This window comes from Parabacteroides sp. B2-S-102, from assembly GCF_023656665.1.
Classification (GTDB): Bacteria; Bacteroidota; Bacteroidia; order Bacteroidales; family Tannerellaceae; genus Parabacteroides; species Parabacteroides distasonis.
Genome location: NZ_JAMOKM010000014.1, coordinates 52,328 through 76,363, shown reverse-complemented (window position 1 = coordinate 76,363; position 24,036 = coordinate 52,328). Strand labels below are relative to the sequence as shown.

Genomic DNA, 24,036 nt, shown 5'->3' with positions numbered 1-24,036 from the left:
TAAAACACACAATAGTGTTCACGGTTGAATACAATAATGTTTGCCGCCAAACACAATAGTGTTCGTGGCTAAACACAATAGTCTTTAAATGAAAAATATAGTTGTATTTTTATTGCTTTTTCGGAGCGGAAACCTTGCTTTCTCCGAATGTTTTCGCTATATTTGCATATTTATTATGAAATATTGAGATACAGCATGATAGACATCAACAAGATACCCTCGCCTTGCTATGTGATGGAGGAGAAATTACTGAGAAACAACCTGTCCTTGATCAAGAGCGTAAAAGAACGTGCGGGAGTGAATATCATATTGGCTTTTAAGGCTTTCGCTTTATGGAAAGCGTTCCCGATCGTACGTGAGTACATTCCTTTTTCGACAGCGAGCTCTAAATTCGAGGCCCAGTTGGCCTTCGAGGAGATGGGAAGTCCGGCGCATACCTATTCCCCGGCTTATACGGAGGCTGATTTCCCGTTGATCTTGAGATACAGTAGTCATGTCACGTTCAACTCGCTCTCTCAGTTCCATCGTTTTTATCCGATGGTGCGGGCGGATGGTAACCGGGTGTCTTGTGGATTGCGGATCAATCCGGAATACTCGGACGTGGAGACGGACCTGTATAATCCTTGCGCCCCGGGTTCCCGGATGGGGGTGACCGGCGACTTGCTGGGAGATAAGCTGCCGGAGGGTATCGAGGGGCTGCATTTCCATACCTTGTGTGAGTCTACCTCCTATGATCTGGAGCGGACACTGGCCGAGGTGGAGAGGCGTTTCGGCCGTTTCCTGCCTCACGTCAAGTGGCTGAATATGGGAGGCGGCCATCTGATGACCCGTAAGGGCTACGACGTGGAGCATTTAATCGCTTTGCTGAAAGGCTTTAAGGAAAGATATCCGAACTTGGAGTTGATCATGGAGCCGGGTAGCGCCTTCGCTTGGCAGACCGGGTTCTTGCTGACAACCGTGGTGGACATCGTGGAGAACCACGGTATCAAGACGGCGATTATCGACGCCTCGTTCACCTGCCATATGCCGGATTGCCTGGAGATGCCCTACAAGCCGGCTATCCGTTTCGCCACGGATGCCGTGGAGGGGAAACCTACGTACCGGATCGGGGGGAATAGCTGTTTAAGCGGTGATTATATGGGGGATTGGTCGTTCGACAAGCCTTTGGAGATCGGCGACAAGCTGATTTTCGAGGATATGATCCACTACACGATCGTGAAAACGAATATGTTCAACGGCATCCCGCATCCTTCCTTAGCCCTTTGGAGCAAGGACGACCAGCTGGTGATGTACCGTACGTTCGGCTATGAGGATTATAAGAACAGGATGGATTAAAAACAAGCAAAGGGAGGAATATGACCATGACAGCGAATGAGTTGAAATATACATACATGGAGGAAGCCATGAGTATCTTGGATAATGAGGAGCTTATGCGTAAGGCTTTATCGCTCTTGCGGAACTTAAAAGAGAAGACCTTCTCGCCTGCCAAGCGAAGCGAGCGGGAGGTGCTGGAAGAGGCTTTCCAGAGCGTAAAAGACTTGAAGGCGGGAAAAATAACCTCTCGCCCATTGGAGGATCTATTGAATGAGTTATAAGATTGAGGCATTACCGCCCTTCGCTAAGGAGGTGAAATATTTGGCGAAACGATATAAGTCGTTGAAAGAAGATATCCTAAGGTTGAGGGACGAACTGCTGGAGAACCCTTTGTCGGGAACGGATTTGGGAGGTGGCCTCCGTAAGGTCCGGATGTCCATCCGTTCGAAATCACAGGGCAAGAGAGGGGGAGCTCGGGTGATAACTTTTACGGTACTTGTCAGCGTTGATGAAGGAACAATTTATCTTGTGACGATGTATGATAAGAGCGAGATTGAGTCTATGTCCGTTAAGGAGATCCGGAAACTACTTGATAAGTGTGATTTGAAGTAAATAAAAACAGAAACAAAATAAATATGGGTATTTTTAGCTTTTTCAGTAAGGACAAGAAGGAAACCTTGGATAAAGGTCTGTCGAAGACGAAGGAGAGTGTTTTTTCCAAGATTACCAAGGCGATCGCCGGTAAGAGTAAGGTGGACGACGATGTGTTGGATAATTTGGAGGAAGTACTGATTACCTCGGATGTCGGTGTAGATACCACGTTGAAAATCATCGACCGTATCGAGAAGCGTGTGGCCCGTGACAAGTATGTCACCACCCAAGAATTGACCACCCTGCTGCGTGACGAGATCGCTAGCTTGCTGACAGAGAACAATACGGAGGATGCCGAGGGATTCGCGCTTCCGGAGGGCAAGAAACCCTACGTGATCATGGTTGTAGGCGTGAACGGGGTGGGTAAGACGACCACGATCGGTAAGCTGGCTTACCAGTTCAAGAAAGCCGGCAAGAAGGTCTATCTGGGCGCCGCCGATACGTTCCGTGCCGCCGCCGTGGAGCAACTAGTGATCTGGAGCGAGCGGGTAGGCGTACCTATCGTGAAGCAGAACATGGGCTCGGACCCCGCTTCCGTGGCTTTCGATACGCTGAGCTCCGCCAAGGCGAACGATGCCGACGTGGTGATTATCGATACTGCCGGACGTCTGCATAACAAGATCAACTTGATGAACGAGCTTACCAAGATCAAGAACGTGATGAAAAAGGTGATTCCGGACGCCCCCCACGAGATCTTGTTGGTATTGGACGGCTCTACCGGGCAGAACGCTTTCGAGCAAGCGAAACAATTTACCGCCGCCACCGAGGTGAACGCCTTGGCCGTGACCAAGTTGGACGGTACCGCCAAGGGGGGTGTCGTGATCGGTATCTCCGACCATTTCCGTATCCCCGTGAAATATATCGGACTCGGCGAGGGGATGGAGGATTTGCAAGTATTCCGCAAACGTGAGTTTGTCAATTCGTTATTTGGAGAATGAGAAAAAATAAAGTAGATATTATTACGCTGGGGTGTTCGAAAAACCTAGTGGACTCGGAGCAACTTATGCGCCAATTCGTTGCCAATGGCTATACGGTAGAGCATGATCCCCATAAGATCAATGGCGAGATCGTGGTGGTGAATACCTGCGGTTTCATCGGCGACGCTCAAGAGGAATCGATCAATATGATCCTCGAGCTGGGCGAGCAAAAGCAGAAAGGACGGATCGGGAAGCTCTTCGTGATGGGGTGCTTGTCGGAGCGTTTCTTGAAAGATCTGGAGAAGGAACTTCCCGAGGTAGATCGTTTCTACGGGAAATTCAATTGGAAGGAGTTGATCTCCGATCTGGGCAAGTCGTACCATCAAGAGCTGGCTACCGAGCGTGTGCTCACCACCCCGAGGCACTACGCTTACGTGAAGATTGGGGAGGGATGCAACCGTACTTGTTCTTACTGCTCGATCCCGATCATAACCGGGGCTTATCAATCCCGTCCGATGGACGAGATTGTAGACGAGGTTCGTGGCTTGGTCGCGCAAGGCGTGAAAGAATTCCAGATGATCGCCCAAGATCTTACGTTTTATGGCCTCGATCGCTATAAGCGAATGGCCTTGCCGGAACTGGTGGAGCGGGTATCCGACATCCCGGGCGTGGAGTGGATTCGTTTGCATTACGGGTATCCGTCTCATTTCCCCTATGACCTGTTGCCGGTGATGCGTGAGCGTGATAACGTTTGCAAGTATATGGACATCGCCCTCCAGCATATCAGCGACCCGATGTTGAAGATGATGCGCCGCAATATCACGAAGGCCGAGACCTATGAGCTGTTGGAGCGTATGCGCCGGGAAGTGCCGGGCATTCATCTACGCACCACCTTGATGGTGGGTCATCCCGGCGAGACGGAACAGGATTTCGAGGAGTTGATCCGCTTCGTGAAAGATATCCGTTTCGAGCGTATGGGCGCTTTCGCTTATAGCCATGAGGAGGGTACCTATGCTTATCAGCATTATAAAGACGAGATCCCGCAGGAGGTGAAGCAAGACCGACTGGATTACTTGATGCGTGTGCAAGAAGGCATCTCCGCCGACGTGAACGCCTCGAAAGTAGGGCAGACCTTTCGGGTGATCGTAGACCGGGAGGAGGAGGATTTCTACGTGGGACGTACGCAATACGACTCGCCCGAGGTAGATCCGGAAATATTGATTTCCAAGGATACTCCCTTGAGTCCGGGTAGCTTTTACCAAGTAAAGGTGATTGACGCACAAGCGTTTGATCTGTATGGTAAAGTGTTGAATTGATGTAAAAACTGTCAATATATTTGTCGGTTAACGAAAAAATAACTAATATAGCAGCACGAACTGTTATGGAATTAGATATGAAAAACAAGGAACTTATAACGGAATTGGCGAATCGCATGGATTGGACCTCGAAGGAGGTATCCGACATGCTTTCTGCGCTCAGTTCCGTCGTAAGTTCGAAATTAGTGGATAACGATACGATCTATCTGCAAGGCTTCGGCCAGTTCGAGGTGAAAAAGAAAGCGGAACGTATTTCCGTGAATCCGGCGAACGGGAAGCGATATCTGGTTCCCCCTAAATTAGTTCCCGTGTTCAAGCCCGGAACGACCGTGAAGAATCGTTTAAAGGAATTGGGTGATCATGAATAACCGGCTGAATATACAAGATTTAGCCGGTTTATTATCGGAGCGTACCGGCAAGGACAGAGGAGAGGTAGAGCGTTTCTTGAGAGATTTTATCTCGGTGGTATCCGAAGGGGTCTATACGGATAAGATCGTAAAAGTAAAGGGCTTGGGTACTTTCAAGATTATCTCTGTGGAGAAGCGGGAGAGTATCCACGTGAATACCGGTGAACGTTTCTTGATCCCCGAACATTATAAATTCTCTTTCCTGCCGGATAAAGACCTGCGGGAACAGGTAAACAAGCCTTTCTCTATCTTTGAGACGACAGAGATCAACGAGAACGTGGATTTCTCGGACATGGATGAGTCCGTAGAGGAGAAGGAAACGGAAGACGAGTCCGTGGAGGAGGTAATGCCGGATAAGGAAATCCCTTTGGCAAATACTCAGCCCAAAGAGAAGCCCGAACCGATACTAGAACCTGAACCTGAACCATTGCCTGAGCCAGAGCAAGCGTTTGATCCGGAGCCGTCATCGGTATCTGAACCGGAACGTGGATTGGAACCGGAACCGCCCGCGGAGCCATCTCCCATACCAGAGAGACCGGAAGAGCAAGCCCGTAGGAAACCGGAGGAAAAGGGGGTATTAATGATCGTCGCCTTTTTGATAATCGTAATCTCTGTATTCTTCTATCTGGGAAGAAATAATTGGAAACCGGCGCCTGCCCAAGAAGAGGTGATAACGGAAGCCAAGAATACGGCCAAGGACACGGTTCAAGAATCAGCTTGGATGCTTCATCCGGACTCGGTAGCGGAGAAGACCCCGCATACGGAACCGGAGCCTTATGTGGAACCGGCGCCAAAACCATTGGGGCAGGTGAAGATCAAGCATGGCGACCGCCTCACCGTGATCGCCTTGGAATATTATGGCAATAAATTATTCTGGGTGTATATTTACCAACATAATAAGGCTGTTATAAAAGACCCGAACAACGTCCCGATCGGTACCGTGATCGAGATACCCGCACCGGAATCGTATGGCATCGATGCCAAGAGCCGTGAGTCGCGGGAGAAAGCCGCCGCCCTACAAACAGAGATACTTGCCGGGGAGTAAGAGAAATCCCCCTTTTTTAAGTAAAATAAAACAAAACGAGGAAGTGTTGGTTAGTATTATTTAACTGCAAAAGTGAAGGATACGAATTTAACATTTCTAATTTTGTGCATCCTAAAAAATCAACGTAAAATTGGGACAATATAATAACAATATAATAGAATAAATCTTATGAGTCAGACAGTAGACATTCGTGAGTTGAATGAGCGAATTGAAAGTAAAAGCTCGTTTGTGAACATGATTACGATGGGTATGGACAAAGTAATCGTCGGACAAAAGCATTTGGTTGAATCCTTGTTGATCGGTTTGCTTTCGGACGGACATATCCTGTTGGAAGGTGTGCCGGGTTTGGCTAAGACACTTGCCATTAAAACATTGTCGTCGTTGATCGACGCTAAATACAGCCGAATCCAGTTCACCCCGGACTTACTTCCGGCCGATGTGATCGGTACGATGATTTACAGTCAGAAAAGCGAAGAGTTCCAGGTAAAGCAAGGCCCGATCTTCGCTAATTTTGTGTTAGCGGACGAGATCAACCGTGCCCCGGCGAAAGTACAGAGTGCCTTGTTGGAGGCCATGCAGGAGCGTCAGGTCACGATCAGCGAGCATACCTACAAGTTGCCGAAGCCTTTCTTGGTAATGGCTACCCAGAACCCGATCGAGCAGGAGGGTACGTACCCGTTGCCTGAGGCGCAGGTAGACCGTTTCATGTTGAAGGTGATCATCAATTATCCGAAGAAGGAGGAAGAGAAATTAATCATACGCCAGAATATATCCGGAGAACGTCCGGAGATCAAGCCGATCTTGACGAAAGAGGAGATCCTCGACGCCCGTAACGTGGTTCGTGAGGTTTATTTGGACGAGAAGATCGAGCGTTACATCGTGGATATCGTCTTCGCTACCCGTTTTCCGGCTGAGGCTGGTTTGCCGAACTTGGCGAACATGATCTCTTTCGGCGCTTCCCCTCGTGCGTCTATCAACTTGGCGTTGGCCGCCCGTGCGTACGCTTTCATCAAGCGTAGGGGCTATGTGATCCCGGAGGATATCCGTGCGGTATGCCACGACGTGATGCGCCATCGTATCGGCTTGAGTTATGAGGCCGAGGCGAACAACTTGACTTCAGAGGAGGTAATCAGCGAGATCTTGAATAAAGTAGAAGTTCCTTAAATGGAGACAAGTGAATTATTAAAAAAGGTCCGCCGTATCGAGATAAAGACCCGTGGTCTTTCCCGTAACATCTTCGCCGGCCAGTACCATTCGGCTTTCAAGGGCCGTGGTATGGCGTTCAGCGAGGTAAGGGAATATCAATACGGCGATGATATCCGGGATATCGACTGGAACGTCACCGCCCGCTACGTCCGCCCCTACGTCAAGGTGTTCGAGGAGGAGCGTGAGCTGACGGTGATGCTGCTGATCGACGTGTCCGGTAGCCGTGACTTTGGCTCCGTCAACGTCATGAAGAAGGAGGTGATCACCGAGATCGCCGCTACCTTGGCTTTCTCGGCGATACAGAACAACGATAAGATCGGCGTGGTGTTCTTCTCGGACAAGATCGAGAAGTTTATCCCGCCCCAGAAAGGAAAGAAACATATCTTATATATTATCCGGGAGCTGATCGATTTCCATCCGGAGGAGACGAGGACGGATATCAGCCAAGTGTTGAAATACTTGACCAACGCCATCAAGAAGCGTTGCACGGCTTTCCTCATCTCCGATTTTATTGACAAGGAGGGTTTCAAGGACGCCTTGACGGTGGCCAACCGCAAGCATGACATGGTAGCCATTCAGGTGTACGACCGTCGTGAGACCGAGCTTCCCGCCGTAGGCCTTATGAAGATCAAGGACGCCGAGACCGGGAAGGAGCAATGGATAGACAGTTCCTCCGCCCGTGTGCGTGCGGCCTATAAGGAATGGTGGGAGAAACGGCAGGCGAAGATGAGCGATACGTTCAAGAAATGCCGTGTAGACTCCGTCTCTGTCCGTACCGAGGATGATTATGTGAAAGCATTGATTGCTCTTTTTGACAAACGTAATTAAAGCAAGCAGATGAAATTGATAAAGAAAAGTATCCTGTTTCTGGTCGCCGCCGCTTCCCTTGCGGGGGGAAGGGCATATGCGCAAAGGCCGTTGATCGATGTCGCTATAGACTCGGCCGCCATATTGATCGGAGAGCAGACTACCTTGCACCTTACGGTAACGGCGGATAAGGATCGCCCCGTGCAGATCGTGATCCCGAACGATACCTTGATGACGGGTGTGGAGGTACTGAATCTCTCCAAGGCGGACTCTACGGAGATCGAGAACGACCGGCTCGTTATCAAGCAGGATGTATTGATTACCTCGTTTGATTCGTCACTCTATCTGTTACCTCCGTTGAAGGTGATAGACGGGGTGGATACCGTATATTCCAACCAAGTCGCCTTGAAGGTCTCCACGATTCCCGTGAACGCAGACAAGCCGGAGGAGTTCAACGACATCAAGACCGTATGGAAGCCGCCTTTCGTATGGGCCGATTATTATCCGATCATTTACGGGATCTTGCTGGCCCTGTTCTTGATTTGCGTGATCGCCTATATCGTGAAACGGATCCGTGCGAAGAAGTCGTTGATACCATTCAAGAAAGAGGAGCCGAAGCTCCCGCCTCACGAGCAGGCCATCAAGGAACTGGACGAGATCAAGCAACAGAAACTCTGGCAGCAAGGACGAAGCAAGGAGTATTACACCTTGATCACGGATACGCTGCGTAAGTATATCGAGGAACGTTTCGGTATCAATGCCATGGAGATGACTTCCGGTGAGATCTTGGACCTGATCCGCAAGAACTCCGAGGCGCAGAGCGTGTACGAAAACTTGAGGCAGATTCTGCAATTGGCCGACTTCGTGAAATTCGCCAAGATGAACCCGCTGCCGGATGAGAATGATTTGAGTATGATGAACGCGTATTTGTTCGTGAACCAGACGAAGGAGGAGGAGATGGTGGAGCTGGTTGACAGTCCCCTGTCAGATGAGCTGACAGCCTCGGGTCAAGAGGAGCGACAGCCTGCTGTCAAAGCCGTTGACAGCCCTCTGTCAAATGAGCCGGTAGCCCCGTGTCAAGACGACTTGACACGCTATCAGCCCAAGTCTACGAACGATACAACTAATTTAAAGGATTAAGAGATGGTATTTGCGAATCCTAATTATTTATATTTATTGTTGTTGCTCATCCCGATGATCGGATGGTATGTCTACAAGCTGAGCAAGAGTCAGGCCAGCTTGCAGGTCTCCTCGTCGGAGGCGTTCGAGGCGCCGGGAGCGGTATCATGGATCGTGTACTTGCGTCACGTGCCTTTCGTGTTGCGTATGGTAGCGGTAGCGCTGCTGATCGTGATCTTGGCCCGTCCGCAATCCACGAATAGTTGGTCCAATTCTTCCACGGAAGGTATCGATATCATGTTGGCGATGGATATCTCGGGGAGTATGCTGGCGCAAGACTTGAAACCGAACCGCTTGGAGGCGGCGAAGGATGTGGCTGCGTCGTTCATCAACGGCCGTCCGAACGATAACATCGGTCTCGTGGTCTTTTCTGCTGAGAGCTTTACGCAATGCCCGTTGACAACCGATCATACGGTCTTGCTGAACCTCTTCAAGGATATCCAAAGCGGTATGATCCAAGACGGAACGGCAATTGGGTTGGGCTTGGCGAATGCCGTGAGCCGTATTAAGGACAGCCACGCTAAGTCGAAGGTGATTATCCTTCTGACCGATGGTTCGAACAACGCCGGCGAGATCGCTCCGGTTACCGCTGCCGAGATCGCCAAGACGTTCGGCGTGCGTGTCTATACGATCGGAGTCGGAACGAAAGGCATGGCGCCGTATCCGTTCCAGACCGCATTCGGCGTGCAGTACCAGAATATCCCGGTGGAGATCGACGAGGCTACGTTGAAGCAGATCGCTTCTACCACGGGAGGGCAATATTTCCGTGCTACGGACAACGCCAGCCTGAAGGAGATCTATTCCGAGATCGACCAGATGGAGAAGACCAAGATCAGCGTACAAGAGTACAGCAAGAAGCAGGAGGAGTATAAGAACTGGGCCTTGCTGGTGTTCGCCCTGTTGCTGGTGGAGATCTTATTGAGAAATACATTGTTGAGAAATATACCATAAAGATAAAAGGCTTATGTTTCGATTTGCGCATCCGGACTTTTTATATTTGCTTTTTCTCCTTCCCGCGTTGGTGGCGTTCTACGTGTACACCATGATCGTGAAGAAGAAAGCGATAAAGAAATACGGTAACCCTACGTTGTTGGCCGAGTTGATGCCCGAGGTATCGACCAAGCGCCAGCATCTGAAGTTTTGGCTGTTGTTCGGAGCCATTACCATGGTTATCTTTATTATAGCGGGGCCTCAATTCGGCTCGAAACTGGAGACGGTGAAGCGTCAGGGAGTAGAGATCATGGTGTGTCTGGACGTATCCAACTCCATGTTGGCCGAGGACGTGTCGCCCAACCGTTTGGATAAGGCCAAACAGATGCTATCCCGATTGACGGACGGCTTTACGAATGATAAGGTAGGCTTGATCGTGTTCGCCGGCGACGCTTTCACGCAGTTGCCGATCACCTCGGATTATATCTCCGCCAAGATGTTCTTGTCCTCTATCAACCCGTCGATGGTCTCTACGCAAGGTACGGCGATCGGTGCCGCCATCAACTTGGCCGCCCGTTCCTTTACCCCGGACGAGACGACCGATAAGGCGATCATCTTGATCACCGACGGCGAGAACCATGAGGACGACGCTATCGGTGCCGCCAAAGCCGCCGCCGAGAAGGGCATCCACGTGAACATCGTGGGAATGGGTGATCCGAAAGGTTCTCCGATCCCCATCCAAGGAAGCAATAATTATATGAAGGATAAGGACGGAAACGTGGTGATCACGAAGCTGAACGAGCAGATGGGTCAAGAGATCGCCGCCGCCGGAAACGGTATGTACGTACGTGCGGACAATACGAACTCCGCCTTGAAAGCCCTTCAGAAAGAAATCGAGAAAATGAACAAGACGGAGCTGGATAGCAAGGTCTATTCCGAGTATGACGAGCAGTTCCAGATTTTCGCTTGGATAGCTTTGTTCCTCTTGATCGCCGATTTCATGACCTTGGATCGTAAGAACCATATATTTAGGAAAGTAAAATTATTCTCTTAATTCGACGAAGTGATGAGACGTATATATAAATCTATGATATGGGTATCGGTCTTGGCGCTCAGCGCTGGGGCGGTCTCTGCCCAGAAAGCGGAACGGAAGAACGTGCGTGAGGGGAATAAGCTTTATGAGAGCGAGAAATACACCGAGTCCGAGATCGCTTATCGCAAGAGCTTGGAGGTGAATCCCCGCTCTACGGAAGGAACCTATAATCTGGGGAATTCCCTATACAAGCAAGGCAAGTTCCCCGAGGCCGCCGAGCAATATCAATTGATCGCCGGGCAAGGGGAGAAGATGGTGGCTACGCCGGAAGGGAAGGCACGCTTGTCGGAGGTGTATCATAATATGGGGAATATCTTCATGCAGAACAAGGATTACGGCAAGGCCGTGGAGGTGTATAAGCAATCGCTTCGCTTGAACCCGAAAGATGACGAGACCCGTTATAACTTGGCCTTGGCCCAGAAACTGCTGTCGGATCAGCAGAATCAGGATCAGAGCCAAGATCAACAGAACGACGACAAGCAGGAGAACAAGGATCAGAAGGACGATCAGCAGCAACAGCAACAACAACAGCCGCAAGACGACCAGAAGCAGGATAAGACCCAAGAGCAACAGCAATCCAACGAGCAAATGAGCAAGGACAATGCCCAGCAGATGTTGGACGCCTTCCTGCAAGACGAGAAAGACACCCAAGAGAAGGTGAAGAAGGCGCAGATGCAGCAGCAACAACGCCGGAAGACCGAGAAGGAGTGGTAAACTGGATAATTAACGAAAAAATGAGATACACAATGAGGAAATTAATTTTCTTATTCATCCTGATGTTAACGGTAGGGGTGGCGACAAAGGCCGCGGATGTGACCTTCAAGGCCTCGGCGCCCCAAGCGGTGGTAATGGGAGAGCAGTTTCGCTTGACTTTCACCGTCAATGCCGAAGGCAGGGATTTGAGAGTACAGGAGATGCCAGACTTTGACGTATTAATGGGTCCCTCCCAATCCACCTCCTATAGCAGTAGCTGGGTGAACGGGAAGAGTACCAGCGAGACAACCGTTACGTATACGTATGTCTTGATGCCGAAGAAGGAAGGTACGTTTAATATCGCTCCGGCAACGATCAAGGTGAACGGCTCTAATTATACATCGAATGGCTTGGCCATCAAGGTGCTTCCTGCTGATAAGGCGGGTAAGCAAGAGGCGGAGACAACGACGGCGAGCGGGGCGATCTCTAACGATCGGCTGTTCGTGAAGATGGACGTATCCAAACGAAGCGTGTTCGAGCAAGAAGGTTTCTTGGTGACTTTCAAGGTCTATTCCTTGGAAAATTTCTCGATTACGGGATTGAAATATCCGGAGTTCGAGGGTTTCTTGGTACAAGAGGTTGAGTTGCCGCAAGAGAAACAACTGACCTTGGAAAACTACAACGGGCGTAACTACCAGTCGGCCGTAATGCGTCAAGTGATCCTGTATCCCCAACGTTCCGGTAAGATCACGATCGAAGGTGGAAAGTATGATGCCGTGGTGCGTGTCCGTATGCAACAAGCGGGCGGCGGTAGCATCTTCGATAGTTTTTTCGACTCGTATCGGGATGTGAGCAAGGTGTTGACCACTTCTCCGGTTACTATCGACGTGAAGCCTTTGCCCTCCGGTAAGCCCGCTTCTTTCTCCGGTGCCGTAGGTACGTTCTCCATGACGGCTGATATCAGCTCGAACAACGTCAAGACAGACGAGGCTGTAACCATAAAGGTGAAAATCACGGGTAACGGAAACGTGAAGTTGGTGAAGAATCCGGAAGTGGTTTTCCCGAACGATTTCGATGTCTACGATCCGAAAGTAGAGATGGACATCAAGACCACGACCGCCGGTGTCAGTGGAAGCAAGACGATCGAATATATGGCGATACCCCGTTACGCAGGTGATTTCGAGATCCCGGCGATCGCTTTCTCCTATTTCGATATCAAGTCCGGTTCGTACAAGACCATCAAGTCCGAGCCTTATAAGTTGCATGTGGAGCAAGGTAAGGGCGGTAGCGGTTCTTCCCCGGTCGTATCGAACTTTAGTAATAAAGAGAGCGTGAAATACTTAGGCAAGGATATCCGTTACTTGAAGACGAAAGATTTCTCCTTTATCGAGGGAGGTGATGGTATTTTCTTCGGTTCCTTTATGTATTATCTTTGCTATATCGTACCAGCTATCTTGTTTATCGTATTCTTCTTTATTTATCGTAAGCAGGTGAAGGAAAACGCCGACATCGCCTTGGTTCGTACCAAGAAGGCGAACAAGATGGCGGTTAGACGTCTGAAGAACGCTGGCAAGCTGATGAAAGAGAATAAGAAGGAAGAATTCTACGACGAGGTGCTGCGTGCGTTGTGGGGCTATTTGAGCGATAAGCTGAGTATCCCGCAATCCGATCTGACCAAGGATAACGTAGAGATAGAATTGGCTAAATACGGTGTAGACGAATCCTTGACGAATGAGTTCATGGATATCTTGAATACTTGTGAGTTCGCTCGTTACGCTCCGTCCCAAGCGTCGGACGCTATGGATAAGTTGTATGAGCTGACGGTAGACGCTATTGGTAAAATGGAGAATACAATTAAAAAGTAAGAAGATGAAGATGACTATAAATTTAAGAAAGGTATTGTTTTTCTTATTGACTCTATGTCTGATAGGATCTGCTTATGCGCAAGATACCGCCTTGAAGGAGGCCGAGGTCGCTTACACGAAAGAAGATTACGCAAAGGCGATCGAGCTATATGAGGGAATCTTGAAGAGCAATGGCGAGTCTGCCGCCGTTTATTATAATTTGGGAAATACCTATTATAAGGCGGGTAAGATCGCTCCGGCTATATTGAACTACGAACGTTGTCTTCTGCTGGATCCGGGTGATAGCGATGCTCGCTTCAATTTACAGATGGCCCGTCAGAAGACCATCGATAAGATTGAGCCGGTTGGTGATTTCTTCTTGGTCAAATGGTTTAAGAGCGTGGAGAACCTCGGTTCCGCAGACTCTTGGGCGAAGACAGGTATCGTGTGCTTCCTGTTGTTTATCGGTTGCTTGATCTTGTTCTTTTTCTCTCGTTGGGTACGCTTGAAGAAGATCGGTTTCTATTTGGGTGTCCTATTTATTATCATGGTTGTTTTTGCCAATATATTCGCCAGCGACCAGAAGGATGAGATGATAAACCGTAAACACGCTATCGTATTCGCCCCGACCGTTACGGTGAAAAGCTCGCCTGACGCTAGCGGTACGGATCTTTTCGTATTACACGAGGGAACGAACGTGACCGTGAAGAGCACGCTCGGCGAATGGAGCGAGATCGAGCTTGAGGACGGGAACGTAGGATGGATGCCTAGTAAAGACATAGAAAAAATCTGATACATGCTAGAACAATTATTGGTTTGGGAACGTGATGCGTTCTTTATGCTTAACGGTAGCGACTCCGCTTTTTTAGATCACTTTATGTGGATCTATTCAGGCAAGGCGGTTTGGCTACCGTTAGCCTTTTTTATATTGGTGGTATTGTGCTATAAGAAGAACTGGAAGGAGTGGTTGTTGATCTTATTGGCCATTGTCTTGACGATCACGTTATGCGACCAGTTCGCTTCGCATGTTTGTAAACCCATCTTCACCCGTTTCCGTCCGACTCATCACCCTGACTTTATGGATCAGGTAAGGGTGGTGTTCGGTTATCGGGGCGGTATGTATGGATTTATCTCCAGCCATGCGGCGAATGCTTTCGGCTTTGCGACCTTGATGGCGCTGATCTTCAGGAATAAACTATTCGGATGGACTATTTTCTTTTGGGCGATTTTGACTTCCTATACTCGTATTTATTTAGGAGTGCATTTTATCACGGATATTATTCCGGGAGCTTTATCCGGTCTGCTATTCGGGTATCTTGTATATCTGTTATACCACTATATAAGGCCTAAATTGATTCCGGCAGATTCTTGGGTATGTCCGGAGGCCATTTACTCGGATATCCGGAAACGCTGGATCACCTATGCGATTTGGTTGACCATCCTTTTAATAGCCCTATTTAATGAGCAATTGGTATCGTGCTTAATATAAGAGATTTTCGTTAAGTATGTCGTAAAGCATATTTGTTTTCAGCTCATTTTCTCAATAATAATTTGTTTCAATGCTATTAAATGACTAAGTTAGTGCCATAATATTAAACAAAAGTATTAACCTTCAAAATAAGAAAGCCATGACAAAGACGATTACATTTAACGAACTGAGAAGAATTAAAGATTCGTTACCTGACGGAAGTACACAACGCATCGCCGATGAGCTGGGATTAAAGGTAGAGACAGTTCGTAACTATTTCGGTGGACATAATTTTCAAGATGGACGGAGTTGTGGTTTCCATATCGAGCCCGGTCCGGACGGAGGGTTGGTTGTTTTAGATGACACGACTATTTTCGAGCGTGCTTTGCAGATACTGGCCGAGAGTCAGGATGCCGAAGCACAAAAAGCGTAAGAGAAATTCATTCGTATAAAAAATCCCATAGCTAAATGAAAGAACGCTTTGGGATTTTTTTATATTCAACAATTCATAAATCCCGATTGTTTCATCTATAAAAATGTATTGAGTATGGAAGATAAATTAGTGACATTGGCTATCCACACGTTCGAGAAAGCCCAGATTCTCAAGACAATCCTCGAAACAGAAGGCATAGAGGTCTATATACATAATGTAAACCAGATTCAGCCGGTCGTTTCGGCAGGAGTGCGTGTGCGTATTAAGGAGAGTGATTTACCGCATGCTTTACGCATTATTGAAGACAATAAGTGGTTTGAGGAACCAAAGGAGGAAGAGGCGAAGGTTAATGCGGTCAAGAAAGTTCTGATCCCGATTGATTTCTCGGATTATTCCGCCAAGGCTTGTGAGTTGGGAATTAATTACGCTCATGCGGTAGGTGCGGAGGTGATGATCATGCACGCCTATTTCAGCCCCTATTTTCCATCCGCTATCCCGATGGGAGATACTTTGGCTTACCAAGTAAACGAGGAGGAATCCGTACAGCATATCTTACAACGTGTCCGTATCGATATGGAGAATATTTGTACGCATATCAACCGGAAGATGTCCTCTGGTGAATTACCAAAGGTAAAATACGATTATGTATTACGTGAAGGCTTGCCGGAAGAGGAGATCATCGCCTATAGCAAGGAGTATCATCCGACATTGATCGTGATGGGAACGAGAGGTAAGAGCCAAAAAGATATGGATCTGATCGGTAGCGTGACCGGAGAGGTAATCGAGGTAAACCGGGTTCCTGTATTGGCGATACCGGAGAATGTTCCTTTCACGGATTTGAGAGACGCTAAGAATATCGCTTTCGCTACATCGTTTAACCAGAGAGATTTGGTTGCGTTTGACGAGTTTATGGAAATCATCAAAGGCTTTGATCTTAATATCCATCTATTCAATATCTCTACCAGTAATGATGAATGGAATGAGATTCGTTTAACGGGCGTTCGTGAATATTTCAAAAAACAATATCCACATGCCCATATTTCCCATACGGTTCTAGCCGATGGTGACTTGCTGTTAGCCATCGAGAAATTTGTTCGTGATAAACAAATTGATGTTATAGCCCTAAGCACATATCGCCGTAATATCCTAGCCCGGATGTTCAATCCTTCGATCGCGAGAAAGATGTTATTCCACACCGATACTCCGTTATTGGTAATCGATAGCAAGAAATAGCTTCTTATTCAAGTAACAAATAAAAAGTGGATATGAGAAAAGGCTTATCCACTTTTTTATTATATACCATGTGCTTAAAGCAATCTTTGTATCTTTGGCGAAAAAATATAAGGATAGTATGTGGGAAAGAATGTTTGATCTGGTACTTGGATTAAAGAAAGAACATAGATTAATGATAGTTATAACATTGATTTATGCGGTGACCCTCTTTGGTATTACTGTAGATGTAGAAGCGATGGAGAATTGGCTGCAATTAGTGGGGTATACCATACGTACTTTATGTATTGCTTGTATTATACAGCTTAGTGTGTTCTTTTTGACAAATATTTTTTGGAAGGAACTAAACAGAGGCTTGAATAAAACATTTGTTGTTATTAGTGGTAATGTGTTGTCTTTAGCTTTCTTACTTTTCCCTTTTTCTATATCATATATAGATATGACTGCTGAAAGTATGAAATTGAGTTCTTTGAATACAGAAAGAAATAGAATTGATAGTATGGTCCGGTACTATGAGAATTTAAAAAGTCTAGATTCTTCTTTTTCAGAGAATCTAGATTCTTTAATATTGGAAGAAAAGAAAACATTGATTCGGGTTATAAAAGAGATTGACTTAAAGCAATTTAAAATAGAAGAGAAACAGAAAAGATATGAAAAGCCATTAGTCTCCATCCTATTTCTTTTGCAAATATTCGGTTTTTATATATTGATTCTATATTCTTCCTATTTTGATAGGACGAATAAGGTGAATCGTGTTATCGCAGTGGAAAATATTCCTTATCGAAAGAAAGTAAGGAGCTATTTTTGCGATAAAGTTTTGAAGCCTTTGGTTTTACTGTTATCTGTTTTTCTTTGGGGATTCTTGTTTTTCCTTTGGCTTAGATAATATATACCTGATATTTGTATAAACCGGAATTTATGCTTTGCTTTGTGGCTCATCAGAAAAATAATAGAATATATGATTACTTATTTGATTATTGGAATAACAGTGGTTCTCTCTTTTATCTGTTTTAGTAATAGGGAGTTATTTATGAAATTAGCGTTTATCCCATATCGTACGATCCGGAATCATGAATATTATCGTATCGTGACACATGGATTTATCCATGCGGATATGACACATTTGCTAGTGAATATGTTCACGTTCTGGTCATTTGGTCTCTATATTGAACGAACGTTTCGATATATGGGATTCGGCAGTGGGGCTTATCTGGCTTTTTATTTCGGGGGAATGATCGTGGCTTCGCTTTATGATTTGATAAAACGACGTAATGATCCGTATTATGTCTCTATCGGTGCGTCTGGAGCGGTATCGGCGGTTCTATTTACCTCTATATTCCTTGATCCTTGGGGAAAGATCTTGTTTTTCGCCGTGCTGCCTGTCCCCGGAATCGTATTCGGCTTGCTATATCTGGCCTATTGCCAGTATATGGCGAAACAAACAGGAGATAACATAAATCATAATGCCCATTTCTACGGGGCTATTTATGGATTGATTTTCCCAATGCTGCTGGAGCCTTCGTTATTGCATCTCTTTTTGTCTCAACTTACGTTTAAGGGATGATCCACCCTGAACGGATAATTTAAGGTTATTTTTTGTCCGAAGATTATTTCCGGGTAGGTAAACTTGTCTATCTTTGTCCCCTTATAAGCAAAAGTTAGATGAACAAAGATAATAATTTGGGTAGAGTGTTAGCGTTACTGTCGCTGACGTTGTTGATGAGCTTTGGTTTATATAGCCTTCCGGATACATTGTTCGGGTATAAGATCAAAAAGGTAGATCTTTTATCGGATTTCAAGGTGAAAGAGGAAAAGCTCTCCTTGGATTCTTTGAAACAACAATTGGAACAAGCGGACACCCTTCAAGTAGATTCGGTAGCATTAAGGGATTCTATCATGCGTTCCGCCGGAATAGATTCTGCGGCTTTGGCCCTTCGTGATTCGTTATACAAAGCGGTCTATGCTGTTCAAGGGGCGGATTCGCTGGGGGCTCATATCGAGGACTATTCTCTTGGACATATCGGTTTGCAACGATTTTTCGCCGCCTTAAAAAACAGGCGGGAATTGAATCGTCCGGTACGTGTGGCCTTCCTTGGAGATTCTTTTATCGAAGGAGATATTATGGTGGCCGATTTCCGTTCCGGGATGCAAAAGGAATTTGGGGGGCGGGGTGTTGGTTTTGTACCGGTCACATCCGTAGCGGCACAGTTCCGTCCAACCGTGGAGCAACGTGCCTCCGGATGGACTACTTGGTCTATGCTGACAGATCATGAGCATGGATATACTTTATCCGGGATGATGTTCGAGGCAAACGAGGAGAACGCCTCTATCCATGTGAAGACGACTAAGCGTTATCCGGAGCTCCAGACGTTCTCTTCTTTGAAACTGATTTATGAGCAGAATAAGAATACGGAGATGCGCTTGGTTTGCAACGCTTCCGCCGATACCCTACAAGAGATGCTTCCCGCCACATCGATCGTAACCCAATACGAGTTGGAAGGGATGTTCACCGAAGCGGATTTCACTTTTAAGAATACTCCGGAGTTCCGGGCATTAGGGGTCGCTATGGAGGATCATTCAGGTGTCGTGGTCGATAATTTCTCTCTTCGGGGAAACTCGGGTATGATATTGGAGCGATTGGATGTCTCCCGTTGCCAAGCATTGAATAAGATCCGTCCGTATGACTTGATTGTCTTGCAGTATGGGTTGAATGTCGTGAGCGATAGCGTGATGAATTATGGATGGTATAGTAGCCGGATGGTAAAGGTCATTAACCATATACAACTTTGTTTTCCGGAAGCTGATATATTGATGTTGGGGGTGTCGGACAGAAGCCGTCAAGACGATGGCGAATTCGAGACGATGCCAGCCGTGTTAGCCTTGCTGCATGCGCAAAGGCAAGCTGCTAAAAAGGCAGGGGTTCCTTTCTGGAATGTATTCGGTGCCATGGGAGGAGAGAATAGTATGGTCCGTTTCGTAGAATTAAACTGGGCTAGTAAGGATTATACGCATTTAAGCTTCAGGGGTGGACGGGAGATTGCCGATGCCTTGCTGAAAGCGTTATTATCAGAAAAAGATTTTTATGATGAAGCGGAGAAAGTGGTTAATTAGTCTGGTTGTTTTAGGAGTGATCATGGGCTTCTCTGTTCCGAAACCTAAAGCCGGAATAAACGGGGATGTATCTCTTGATAGTTTGGCGGTTCGGGATACTGTAGCGTTGCCTCCTTTATCTTATTCTATGAAAGTGGGAAAAGATACGTTGATCTTACCGGATTCTAGTAAGGCGTGGAATAATTTTTTCAATGAACTGGATTCGTTGCGTGCAGGGAAAGATACGGCTATCACGATCGTCCAGTTGGGGGATTCGCATATCCAAGCCGGACATTTAAGCGGTCGTGTCATGCGCCTTTTCCAACAGGCGTTCGGGAATGCCGGACGAGGCTGGATCGCTCCTTTTAAGTTGAGCAAGACCAACGAGCCGGATGATTATTTTATCAAATCCGTCGCTAAGGATTGGATTGCCGGACGTTGTATTCAGCATGTCCGGAAAACCCCGATAGGGATCGGTGGGATCGGGATTAAGTCTGTTTCCCCCTCGATTAATCTGGATGTCGTGATAACCCCGAATAATGGTGCCGGATACGAGTTTAATGAGGCGATCTTATATAGAGGGGAGAAGTCGATGCCCATGCTTCCTGCCGGGGCTTTGAAAGACTCGGTCCAAACATTCCGTGCGGATACCGTATGTGTTCCCGGTGTATTAGCCGACACTTTCCGGATCTCCTGCTTGACCGATACTCTACAATTGCAGAGTACGAGACGGAAAGAGGGCACGAATACATTGCGTCCGGCCTCATCCTTTACGAATTTATATTATGGCCTGACACTGAAGAATGGAGGCAGGGGTATCTTATACCATTCCATCGGAGTGAATGGGGCAATGTATGTGAATTATACGGACGAGGCTTATGTACGTCAGTTGGCTTTATTAAAACCGTCCTTATTAATCATCTCTATGGGAACCAACGAGACGTTTGGCAGACGTTTTAATACCGATGAGTTTTCCGGTCAGATAGAGGCTTTCTTGGCGTTAGTCAAGAAGGAGTTACCTAATACGGCAATCTTACTGACGACTCCTCCGGAATGTTATAGGAGAGTCCGGTCGGGTAAACAGCGAACGTATGTGCGTAATGATAATACCGAGCGGGCTGCCCGTGCTATCCGGAATGTAGCGAAGAAAGAAGAGGTCGCTTGCTGGGATTTATTCACTACGACAGGAGGGAAAAACTCGTGCCGCAAATGGCATAGTTCTCGTTTGATGGGACGGGATCGGATTCACTTTACGAAAGAAGGGTATCAAGAACAAGGAACGCTTTTGTTTAGGGCGTTCATGGAATCATATAATAACCGATAAGAATTTTATATGGAATATAATATACTTAGAGATTGGCTTAGTAATCATCAATTCACGTGGGAGAAACTGGGAGATATCCTGACGTATCATCATAATGCCCCGATCTTGTTTAGTAGCGGGTTGTTCTTCTTCTTGTTTATCGGTTTCCTGATGATTTATATGTCGCTAAGGAAACATACGTTGGCTCGTATTATTTATGTGACATTGTTTTCCCTTTATTTCTATTATAAAAGTAGTGGACTTTGGTTCGGGCTGCTGGTATTTACGGCTACTTCCGATTTCTTGATAGCGCAATGTATCTCGCATACGACATCGGTATTAAAACGTAAATTATTCGTTACGCTTAGTCTCTGCATAAACCTAGGTATGCTGGGGTATTTCAAGTATTTCAATTTCCTAGGCGAACTGTTTACTATGGCCGCCGGGGGAGAATGGCTTAAGATGAACATCTTCCTTCCGGTAGGAATCTCTTTCTTTACCTTCCAGAGTATAAGCTATGTGATAGATGTTTATCGGGGACGAATCCAACCTCTCGGCCGTTGGATCGATTATGTTTTCTATGTATCGTTCTTTCCTCAACTGGTTGCCGGGCCAATCGTTCGTGCCCGGGATTTTATCCCTCAAATGTATAAGAATCCTACGGTGACGCGATCTGAGTTTGGTGAGGGATTGTTCCTTATCTTATGTGGTCTTTTCAAGAAAACGGTTATCTCGGATTATATCAGTATGAATTTCGTGGATCGTATTTTTGACGCTCCGTTGCTTTATACGGGTGTGGAGAATTTATTGGGTGTCTATGGGTATGCGCTACAGATTTATTGTGACTTCTCGGGTTATTCGGATATGGCGATCGGTATCGCTCTGTTGTTGGGATTCCGCTTTAATATAAACTTCGACTCTCCCTATCAATCGGCTACGATTACCGAGTTTTGGCGTCGTTGGCATATCTCCCTTTCCTCTTGGTTAAAAGATTATCTGTATATATCCTTAGGGGGGAACCGGAAGGGGAAGATTCGTACCTATATGAATCTGATGATAACGATGTTGCTAGGCGGGTTATGGCATGGGGCTTCCATTAGTTTCATCTTATGGGGAGCCTTACATGGTATAGCTTTGGCTGCGCATAAGTTCATTATGGGGCATTTCAGTAGCTTTAAGGCCTTAGGATGCGAGATGAAACCTTGGCGACGGGTATTAGGTGTCCTGATTACTTTCCATGTGGTTTGTTTCGGATGGATCTTGTTCCGAGCTACCTCGATGAAAGCCGTGGGAGAGATGCTGAGCCAGATCTTCACGAATTTTCATCCGGAGGTGTTCATGCAATTCGTCTCAGGATATAAAGGGGTGTTCGCGTTGATGGTGATCGGTTATGTGCTGCATTTTATGCCTAAACGCTCTGAGGATGTCTTGAGGGAAATCGTGACTCGTTCCCCTTTATTGATACAGGCCGCTATATTGGCGATAGCGATTTTCATTGTTGTTCAGTTTAAGAGCGCGGGAGTGCAGCCGTTTATTTATTTCCAATTTTAAGAGTGACAAACACGTATATCGGCATAGCCTCACGCCAGTATAGGCACAACCCTACACCACTAGTGCCGTAAGGCTACACCGATACTGATTTCATAGGCAAAGTATCTTAGGTTCACTGGCGAAGTATCTTAGGATCGTCGGCCGATGCACCTAAGATATTTTTTTGACATCTTAGAGTGTTCCTATCATTTCCGGAAAAACATGTACATGAGTTTCTAGAAACACTCTGAGGGTTGTGAGCCGACGGGAAGTTTGATGATGATATTCTTCAAATCCGCCCCGGATACATTTTGGAATACGCTTAGCCCAAACTCCGGTATTACCGCAAGTACATGGTCGAATATATCCGCTTGAATTCCTTCATATTCGACCCATACCTTATTGGATGAGAAGCAATAAAGTTCGATGGGAATACCTGTATCAGTCGGTTGTAGATGCCTTACCATGCAGACTAATTCCTTACTTACTTCCGGGAGGCTTCTTAGGTAACGTACGAGATAAGCACGGAAGACTCCCAGATTTGTCTGTCTACGTCCGTTCACCCAAATGGAACTATCGATATGATGTTCTTCATTGTATTCATCTAATTCCTGTTCTTTTCCATCGATGTAATCCGTGATAAGAGAGATCTTACGAAATTTCTCTAGCATTTCCGGGGTACAAAAATGTACGCTGTTCATATCGATATTGATAGAGCGCTTGATACGGCGGCCCGGGGATTCGCTCATACCTCTCCAGTTTTGGAAAGCGTCGCTTACTAAGGCGTAAGGAGGGATGGTCGTGATGGTATTGTCAAAGTTTCTTACTTTCACGGCGTTCAATGTCACCTCGATAACCGTGCCGTCCGCACCATATTTGCTCATCGTGATCCAGTCTCCGGCCCGGAGCATATCATTGGCGGATAATTGGATGCCGGCAACGAAACCTAAGATCGTATCCTTAAAGACCAACATCAAGATAGCCGCAGACGCACCCAATCCGGCCAGTAAAGAAACCGGGGATTTATTGATAAGAATACTGATAATCAATATCACTCCAATAAAGAAAACCGTAACCTGCAAGATCTGTATGAAGCCTTTTAACGGCTTGTTCTTAAAGGAATCTTTTTTATTATAGATCTCGTGGATCAGATTTAAGGAAGCGTTTATAAACCTTAAAGAAACCGCTATGATATAAATCTGACAAAGTTTTTGGAGTACTATTAAAATCTTCGGTGTCTCTTCGGCTGAGAAGGCGAATGGTAACAATATATAAATCAATATGGCCGGGATCATATGCATCATCTTATTAATGATCTTACGATCCACGATTAAATCGTCCAGTTGATTTTTCGTCTTCCTCGCTAATCGTTTGAACATACCTAGGAAAATATACCGGCAACTATAATCGATCCCAACGGTGACGGCTATAATAAGTAATAAGATCACTATATTGTCTAGGTAACTGGAATTTTCGCTTATCAACCCCATTTGAACTAATAAATTATATACCCATTCTTGTATCTTGCTCATAAATACGATTTTAAACTTTAAGTAGACAATCCGGAGACGAAGATAGGA

24 protein-coding genes are annotated in these 24,036 nt (G+C 46.5%); 23 read left to right on the top strand and 1 reads right to left on the bottom strand.

Annotation, left to right across the window (positions count from 1 at the left end):
* Positions 1-195 precede the first annotated feature (195 nt).
* From nspC to NBH07_RS16175, 23 genes are all read left to right on the top strand, one after another.
* Entirely contained in the window at positions 196-1,335 is a 1,140-nt protein-coding gene (gene nspC / locus NBH07_RS16285; RefSeq protein ID WP_005857258.1) for a carboxynorspermidine decarboxylase, read from the top strand.
* Positions 1,336-1,355: 20 nt separating this feature from the next.
* Positions 1,356-1,595: a hypothetical protein gene (locus NBH07_RS16280; protein WP_005857256.1), complete on the top strand. Its 240-nt coding sequence runs from the start codon at positions 1,356-1,358 to the stop codon at positions 1,593-1,595.
* Complete coding sequence (locus NBH07_RS16275) at positions 1,585-1,926, top strand: toxin RelE (protein ID WP_005857254.1); 342 nt, start codon at positions 1,585-1,587, stop codon at positions 1,924-1,926. The genes NBH07_RS16280 and NBH07_RS16275 overlap by 11 nt, the downstream gene beginning before the upstream one ends.
* A gap of 23 nt (positions 1,927-1,949) precedes the next feature.
* Complete coding sequence (ftsY, locus tag NBH07_RS16270; protein ID WP_005857252.1) at positions 1,950-2,903, top strand: signal recognition particle-docking protein FtsY; 954 nt, start codon at positions 1,950-1,952, stop codon at positions 2,901-2,903.
* A complete protein-coding gene (rimO, locus tag NBH07_RS16265) occupies positions 2,900-4,198 on the top strand; it encodes a 30S ribosomal protein S12 methylthiotransferase RimO (protein ID WP_005862651.1) in 1,299 nt (432 codons plus the stop codon). The genes ftsY and rimO overlap by 4 nt, the downstream gene beginning before the upstream one ends.
* 77 nt (positions 4,199-4,275) lie before the next feature.
* Positions 4,276-4,566 carry an HU family DNA-binding protein gene (locus NBH07_RS16260; protein ID WP_008778384.1) on the top strand — a complete coding sequence of 97 codons (291 nt, stop codon included), beginning with the start codon at positions 4,276-4,278 and terminating at the stop codon, positions 4,564-4,566.
* The gene (locus NBH07_RS16255) at positions 4,559-5,650 is read left to right on the top strand and encodes an HU family DNA-binding protein (RefSeq protein ID WP_005857245.1); all 1,092 of its coding nucleotides are present in this window, start codon (positions 4,559-4,561) and stop codon (positions 5,648-5,650) included. Before NBH07_RS16260 ends, NBH07_RS16255 begins: the two co-directional genes overlap by 8 nt.
* Before the next feature lie 168 nt (positions 5,651-5,818).
* Positions 5,819-6,814: an AAA family ATPase gene (locus NBH07_RS16250; protein ID WP_009017321.1), complete on the top strand. Its 996-nt coding sequence runs from the start codon at positions 5,819-5,821 to the stop codon at positions 6,812-6,814.
* The gene (locus tag NBH07_RS16245; protein ID WP_005857241.1) at positions 6,815-7,684 is read left to right on the top strand and encodes a DUF58 domain-containing protein; all 870 of its coding nucleotides are present in this window, start codon (positions 6,815-6,817) and stop codon (positions 7,682-7,684) included.
* Between the two features lie 9 nt (positions 7,685-7,693).
* Positions 7,694-8,803, top strand: coding sequence for a hypothetical protein (locus tag NBH07_RS16240; protein ID WP_008779809.1), 1,110 nt, complete (start codon positions 7,694-7,696; stop codon positions 8,801-8,803).
* A gap of 3 nt (positions 8,804-8,806) precedes the next feature.
* The gene (locus NBH07_RS16235) at positions 8,807-9,793 is read left to right on the top strand and encodes a vWA domain-containing protein (RefSeq protein WP_005857237.1); all 987 of its coding nucleotides are present in this window, start codon (positions 8,807-8,809) and stop codon (positions 9,791-9,793) included.
* A 13-nt stretch (positions 9,794-9,806) separates the two neighbouring features.
* Complete coding sequence (locus tag NBH07_RS16230; protein ID WP_009017322.1) at positions 9,807-10,826, top strand: VWA domain-containing protein; 1,020 nt, start codon at positions 9,807-9,809, stop codon at positions 10,824-10,826.
* Between the two features lie 12 nt (positions 10,827-10,838).
* On the top strand, positions 10,839-11,579 hold the full coding sequence (locus tag NBH07_RS16225; RefSeq protein WP_005862642.1) for a tetratricopeptide repeat protein: 741 nt from the start codon (positions 10,839-10,841) through the stop codon (positions 11,577-11,579).
* 32 nt (positions 11,580-11,611) lie between these two features.
* Positions 11,612-13,423 (top strand): BatD family protein, encoded by a 1,812-nt coding sequence (locus NBH07_RS16220; protein WP_005857231.1) that lies wholly within the window; start codon positions 11,612-11,614, stop codon positions 13,421-13,423.
* A 4-nt stretch (positions 13,424-13,427) separates the two neighbouring features.
* Positions 13,428-14,195: a tetratricopeptide repeat protein gene (locus tag NBH07_RS16215; RefSeq protein WP_005857229.1), complete on the top strand. Its 768-nt coding sequence runs from the start codon at positions 13,428-13,430 to the stop codon at positions 14,193-14,195.
* A 3-nt stretch (positions 14,196-14,198) separates the two neighbouring features.
* Positions 14,199-14,891 (top strand): phosphatase PAP2 family protein, encoded by a 693-nt coding sequence (locus NBH07_RS16210; protein WP_009017323.1) that lies wholly within the window; start codon positions 14,199-14,201, stop codon positions 14,889-14,891.
* Between the two features lie 139 nt (positions 14,892-15,030).
* Positions 15,031-15,303 (top strand): hypothetical protein, encoded by a 273-nt coding sequence (locus tag NBH07_RS16205; RefSeq protein WP_005857225.1) that lies wholly within the window; start codon positions 15,031-15,033, stop codon positions 15,301-15,303.
* A gap of 114 nt (positions 15,304-15,417) precedes the next feature.
* On the top strand, positions 15,418-16,536 hold the full coding sequence (locus NBH07_RS16200; RefSeq protein ID WP_005857223.1) for a universal stress protein: 1,119 nt from the start codon (positions 15,418-15,420) through the stop codon (positions 16,534-16,536).
* A gap of 118 nt (positions 16,537-16,654) precedes the next feature.
* Entirely contained in the window at positions 16,655-17,419 is a 765-nt protein-coding gene (locus tag NBH07_RS16195) for a hypothetical protein (protein WP_009275124.1), read from the top strand.
* A 72-nt stretch (positions 17,420-17,491) separates the two neighbouring features.
* A complete protein-coding gene (locus NBH07_RS16190) occupies positions 17,492-18,097 on the top strand; it encodes a rhomboid family intramembrane serine protease (protein ID WP_009275125.1) in 606 nt (201 codons plus the stop codon).
* A 98-nt stretch (positions 18,098-18,195) separates the two neighbouring features.
* The gene (locus NBH07_RS16185; RefSeq protein WP_005857217.1) at positions 18,196-19,644 is read left to right on the top strand and encodes an SGNH/GDSL hydrolase family protein; all 1,449 of its coding nucleotides are present in this window, start codon (positions 18,196-18,198) and stop codon (positions 19,642-19,644) included.
* The gene (locus NBH07_RS16180; RefSeq protein WP_005857215.1) at positions 19,616-20,947 is read left to right on the top strand and encodes a GDSL-type esterase/lipase family protein; all 1,332 of its coding nucleotides are present in this window, start codon (positions 19,616-19,618) and stop codon (positions 20,945-20,947) included. Before NBH07_RS16185 ends, NBH07_RS16180 begins: the two co-directional genes overlap by 29 nt.
* Positions 20,948-20,956: 9 nt before the next feature.
* Positions 20,957-22,477, top strand: coding sequence for an MBOAT family O-acyltransferase (locus NBH07_RS16175; protein ID WP_005857213.1), 1,521 nt, complete (start codon positions 20,957-20,959; stop codon positions 22,475-22,477).
* A 215-nt stretch (positions 22,478-22,692) separates the two neighbouring features.
* Here NBH07_RS16175 and NBH07_RS16170 read toward each other — a convergent pair whose 3' ends face one another.
* Positions 22,693-23,988, bottom strand: coding sequence for a mechanosensitive ion channel family protein (locus tag NBH07_RS16170; RefSeq protein WP_005857211.1), 1,296 nt, complete (start codon positions 23,986-23,988; stop codon positions 22,693-22,695).
* Positions 23,989-24,036: the final 48 nt, after the last annotated feature.

Bases quoted from the DNA above. Each gene is read 5' to 3' on its own strand.
- nspC (WP_005857258.1), top strand. From the start codon at position 196: ATGATAGACATCAACAAGATACCCTCGCCTTGCTATGTGATGGAGGAG.
- NBH07_RS16280 (WP_005857256.1), top strand. From the start codon at position 1,356: ATGACCATGACAGCGAATGAGTTGAAATATACATACATGGAGGAAGCC.
- NBH07_RS16275 (WP_005857254.1), top strand. From the start codon at position 1,585: ATGAGTTATAAGATTGAGGCATTACCGCCCTTCGCTAAGGAGGTGAAA.
- ftsY (WP_005857252.1), top strand. From the start codon at position 1,950: ATGGGTATTTTTAGCTTTTTCAGTAAGGACAAGAAGGAAACCTTGGAT.
- rimO (WP_005862651.1), top strand. From the start codon at position 2,900: ATGAGAAAAAATAAAGTAGATATTATTACGCTGGGGTGTTCGAAAAAC.
- NBH07_RS16260 (WP_008778384.1), top strand. From the start codon at position 4,276: ATGAAAAACAAGGAACTTATAACGGAATTGGCGAATCGCATGGATTGG.
- NBH07_RS16255 (WP_005857245.1), top strand. From the start codon at position 4,559: ATGAATAACCGGCTGAATATACAAGATTTAGCCGGTTTATTATCGGAG.
- NBH07_RS16250 (WP_009017321.1), top strand. From the start codon at position 5,819: ATGAGTCAGACAGTAGACATTCGTGAGTTGAATGAGCGAATTGAAAGT.
- NBH07_RS16245 (WP_005857241.1), top strand. From the start codon at position 6,815: ATGGAGACAAGTGAATTATTAAAAAAGGTCCGCCGTATCGAGATAAAG.
- NBH07_RS16240 (WP_008779809.1), top strand. From the start codon at position 7,694: ATGAAATTGATAAAGAAAAGTATCCTGTTTCTGGTCGCCGCCGCTTCC.
- NBH07_RS16235 (WP_005857237.1), top strand. From the start codon at position 8,807: ATGGTATTTGCGAATCCTAATTATTTATATTTATTGTTGTTGCTCATC.
- NBH07_RS16230 (WP_009017322.1), top strand. From the start codon at position 9,807: ATGTTTCGATTTGCGCATCCGGACTTTTTATATTTGCTTTTTCTCCTT.
- NBH07_RS16225 (WP_005862642.1), top strand. From the start codon at position 10,839: ATGAGACGTATATATAAATCTATGATATGGGTATCGGTCTTGGCGCTC.
- NBH07_RS16220 (WP_005857231.1), top strand. From the start codon at position 11,612: ATGAGGAAATTAATTTTCTTATTCATCCTGATGTTAACGGTAGGGGTG.
- NBH07_RS16215 (WP_005857229.1), top strand. From the start codon at position 13,428: ATGAAGATGACTATAAATTTAAGAAAGGTATTGTTTTTCTTATTGACT.
- NBH07_RS16210 (WP_009017323.1), top strand. From the start codon at position 14,199: ATGCTAGAACAATTATTGGTTTGGGAACGTGATGCGTTCTTTATGCTT.
- NBH07_RS16205 (WP_005857225.1), top strand. From the start codon at position 15,031: ATGACAAAGACGATTACATTTAACGAACTGAGAAGAATTAAAGATTCG.
- NBH07_RS16200 (WP_005857223.1), top strand. From the start codon at position 15,418: ATGGAAGATAAATTAGTGACATTGGCTATCCACACGTTCGAGAAAGCC.
- NBH07_RS16195 (WP_009275124.1), top strand. From the start codon at position 16,655: ATGTGGGAAAGAATGTTTGATCTGGTACTTGGATTAAAGAAAGAACAT.
- NBH07_RS16190 (WP_009275125.1), top strand. From the start codon at position 17,492: ATGATTACTTATTTGATTATTGGAATAACAGTGGTTCTCTCTTTTATC.
- NBH07_RS16185 (WP_005857217.1), top strand. From the start codon at position 18,196: ATGAACAAAGATAATAATTTGGGTAGAGTGTTAGCGTTACTGTCGCTG.
- NBH07_RS16180 (WP_005857215.1), top strand. From the start codon at position 19,616: ATGATGAAGCGGAGAAAGTGGTTAATTAGTCTGGTTGTTTTAGGAGTG.
- NBH07_RS16175 (WP_005857213.1), top strand. From the start codon at position 20,957: ATGGAATATAATATACTTAGAGATTGGCTTAGTAATCATCAATTCACG.
- NBH07_RS16170 (WP_005857211.1), bottom strand. From the start codon at position 23,988: ATGAGCAAGATACAAGAATGGGTATATAATTTATTAGTTCAAATGGGG.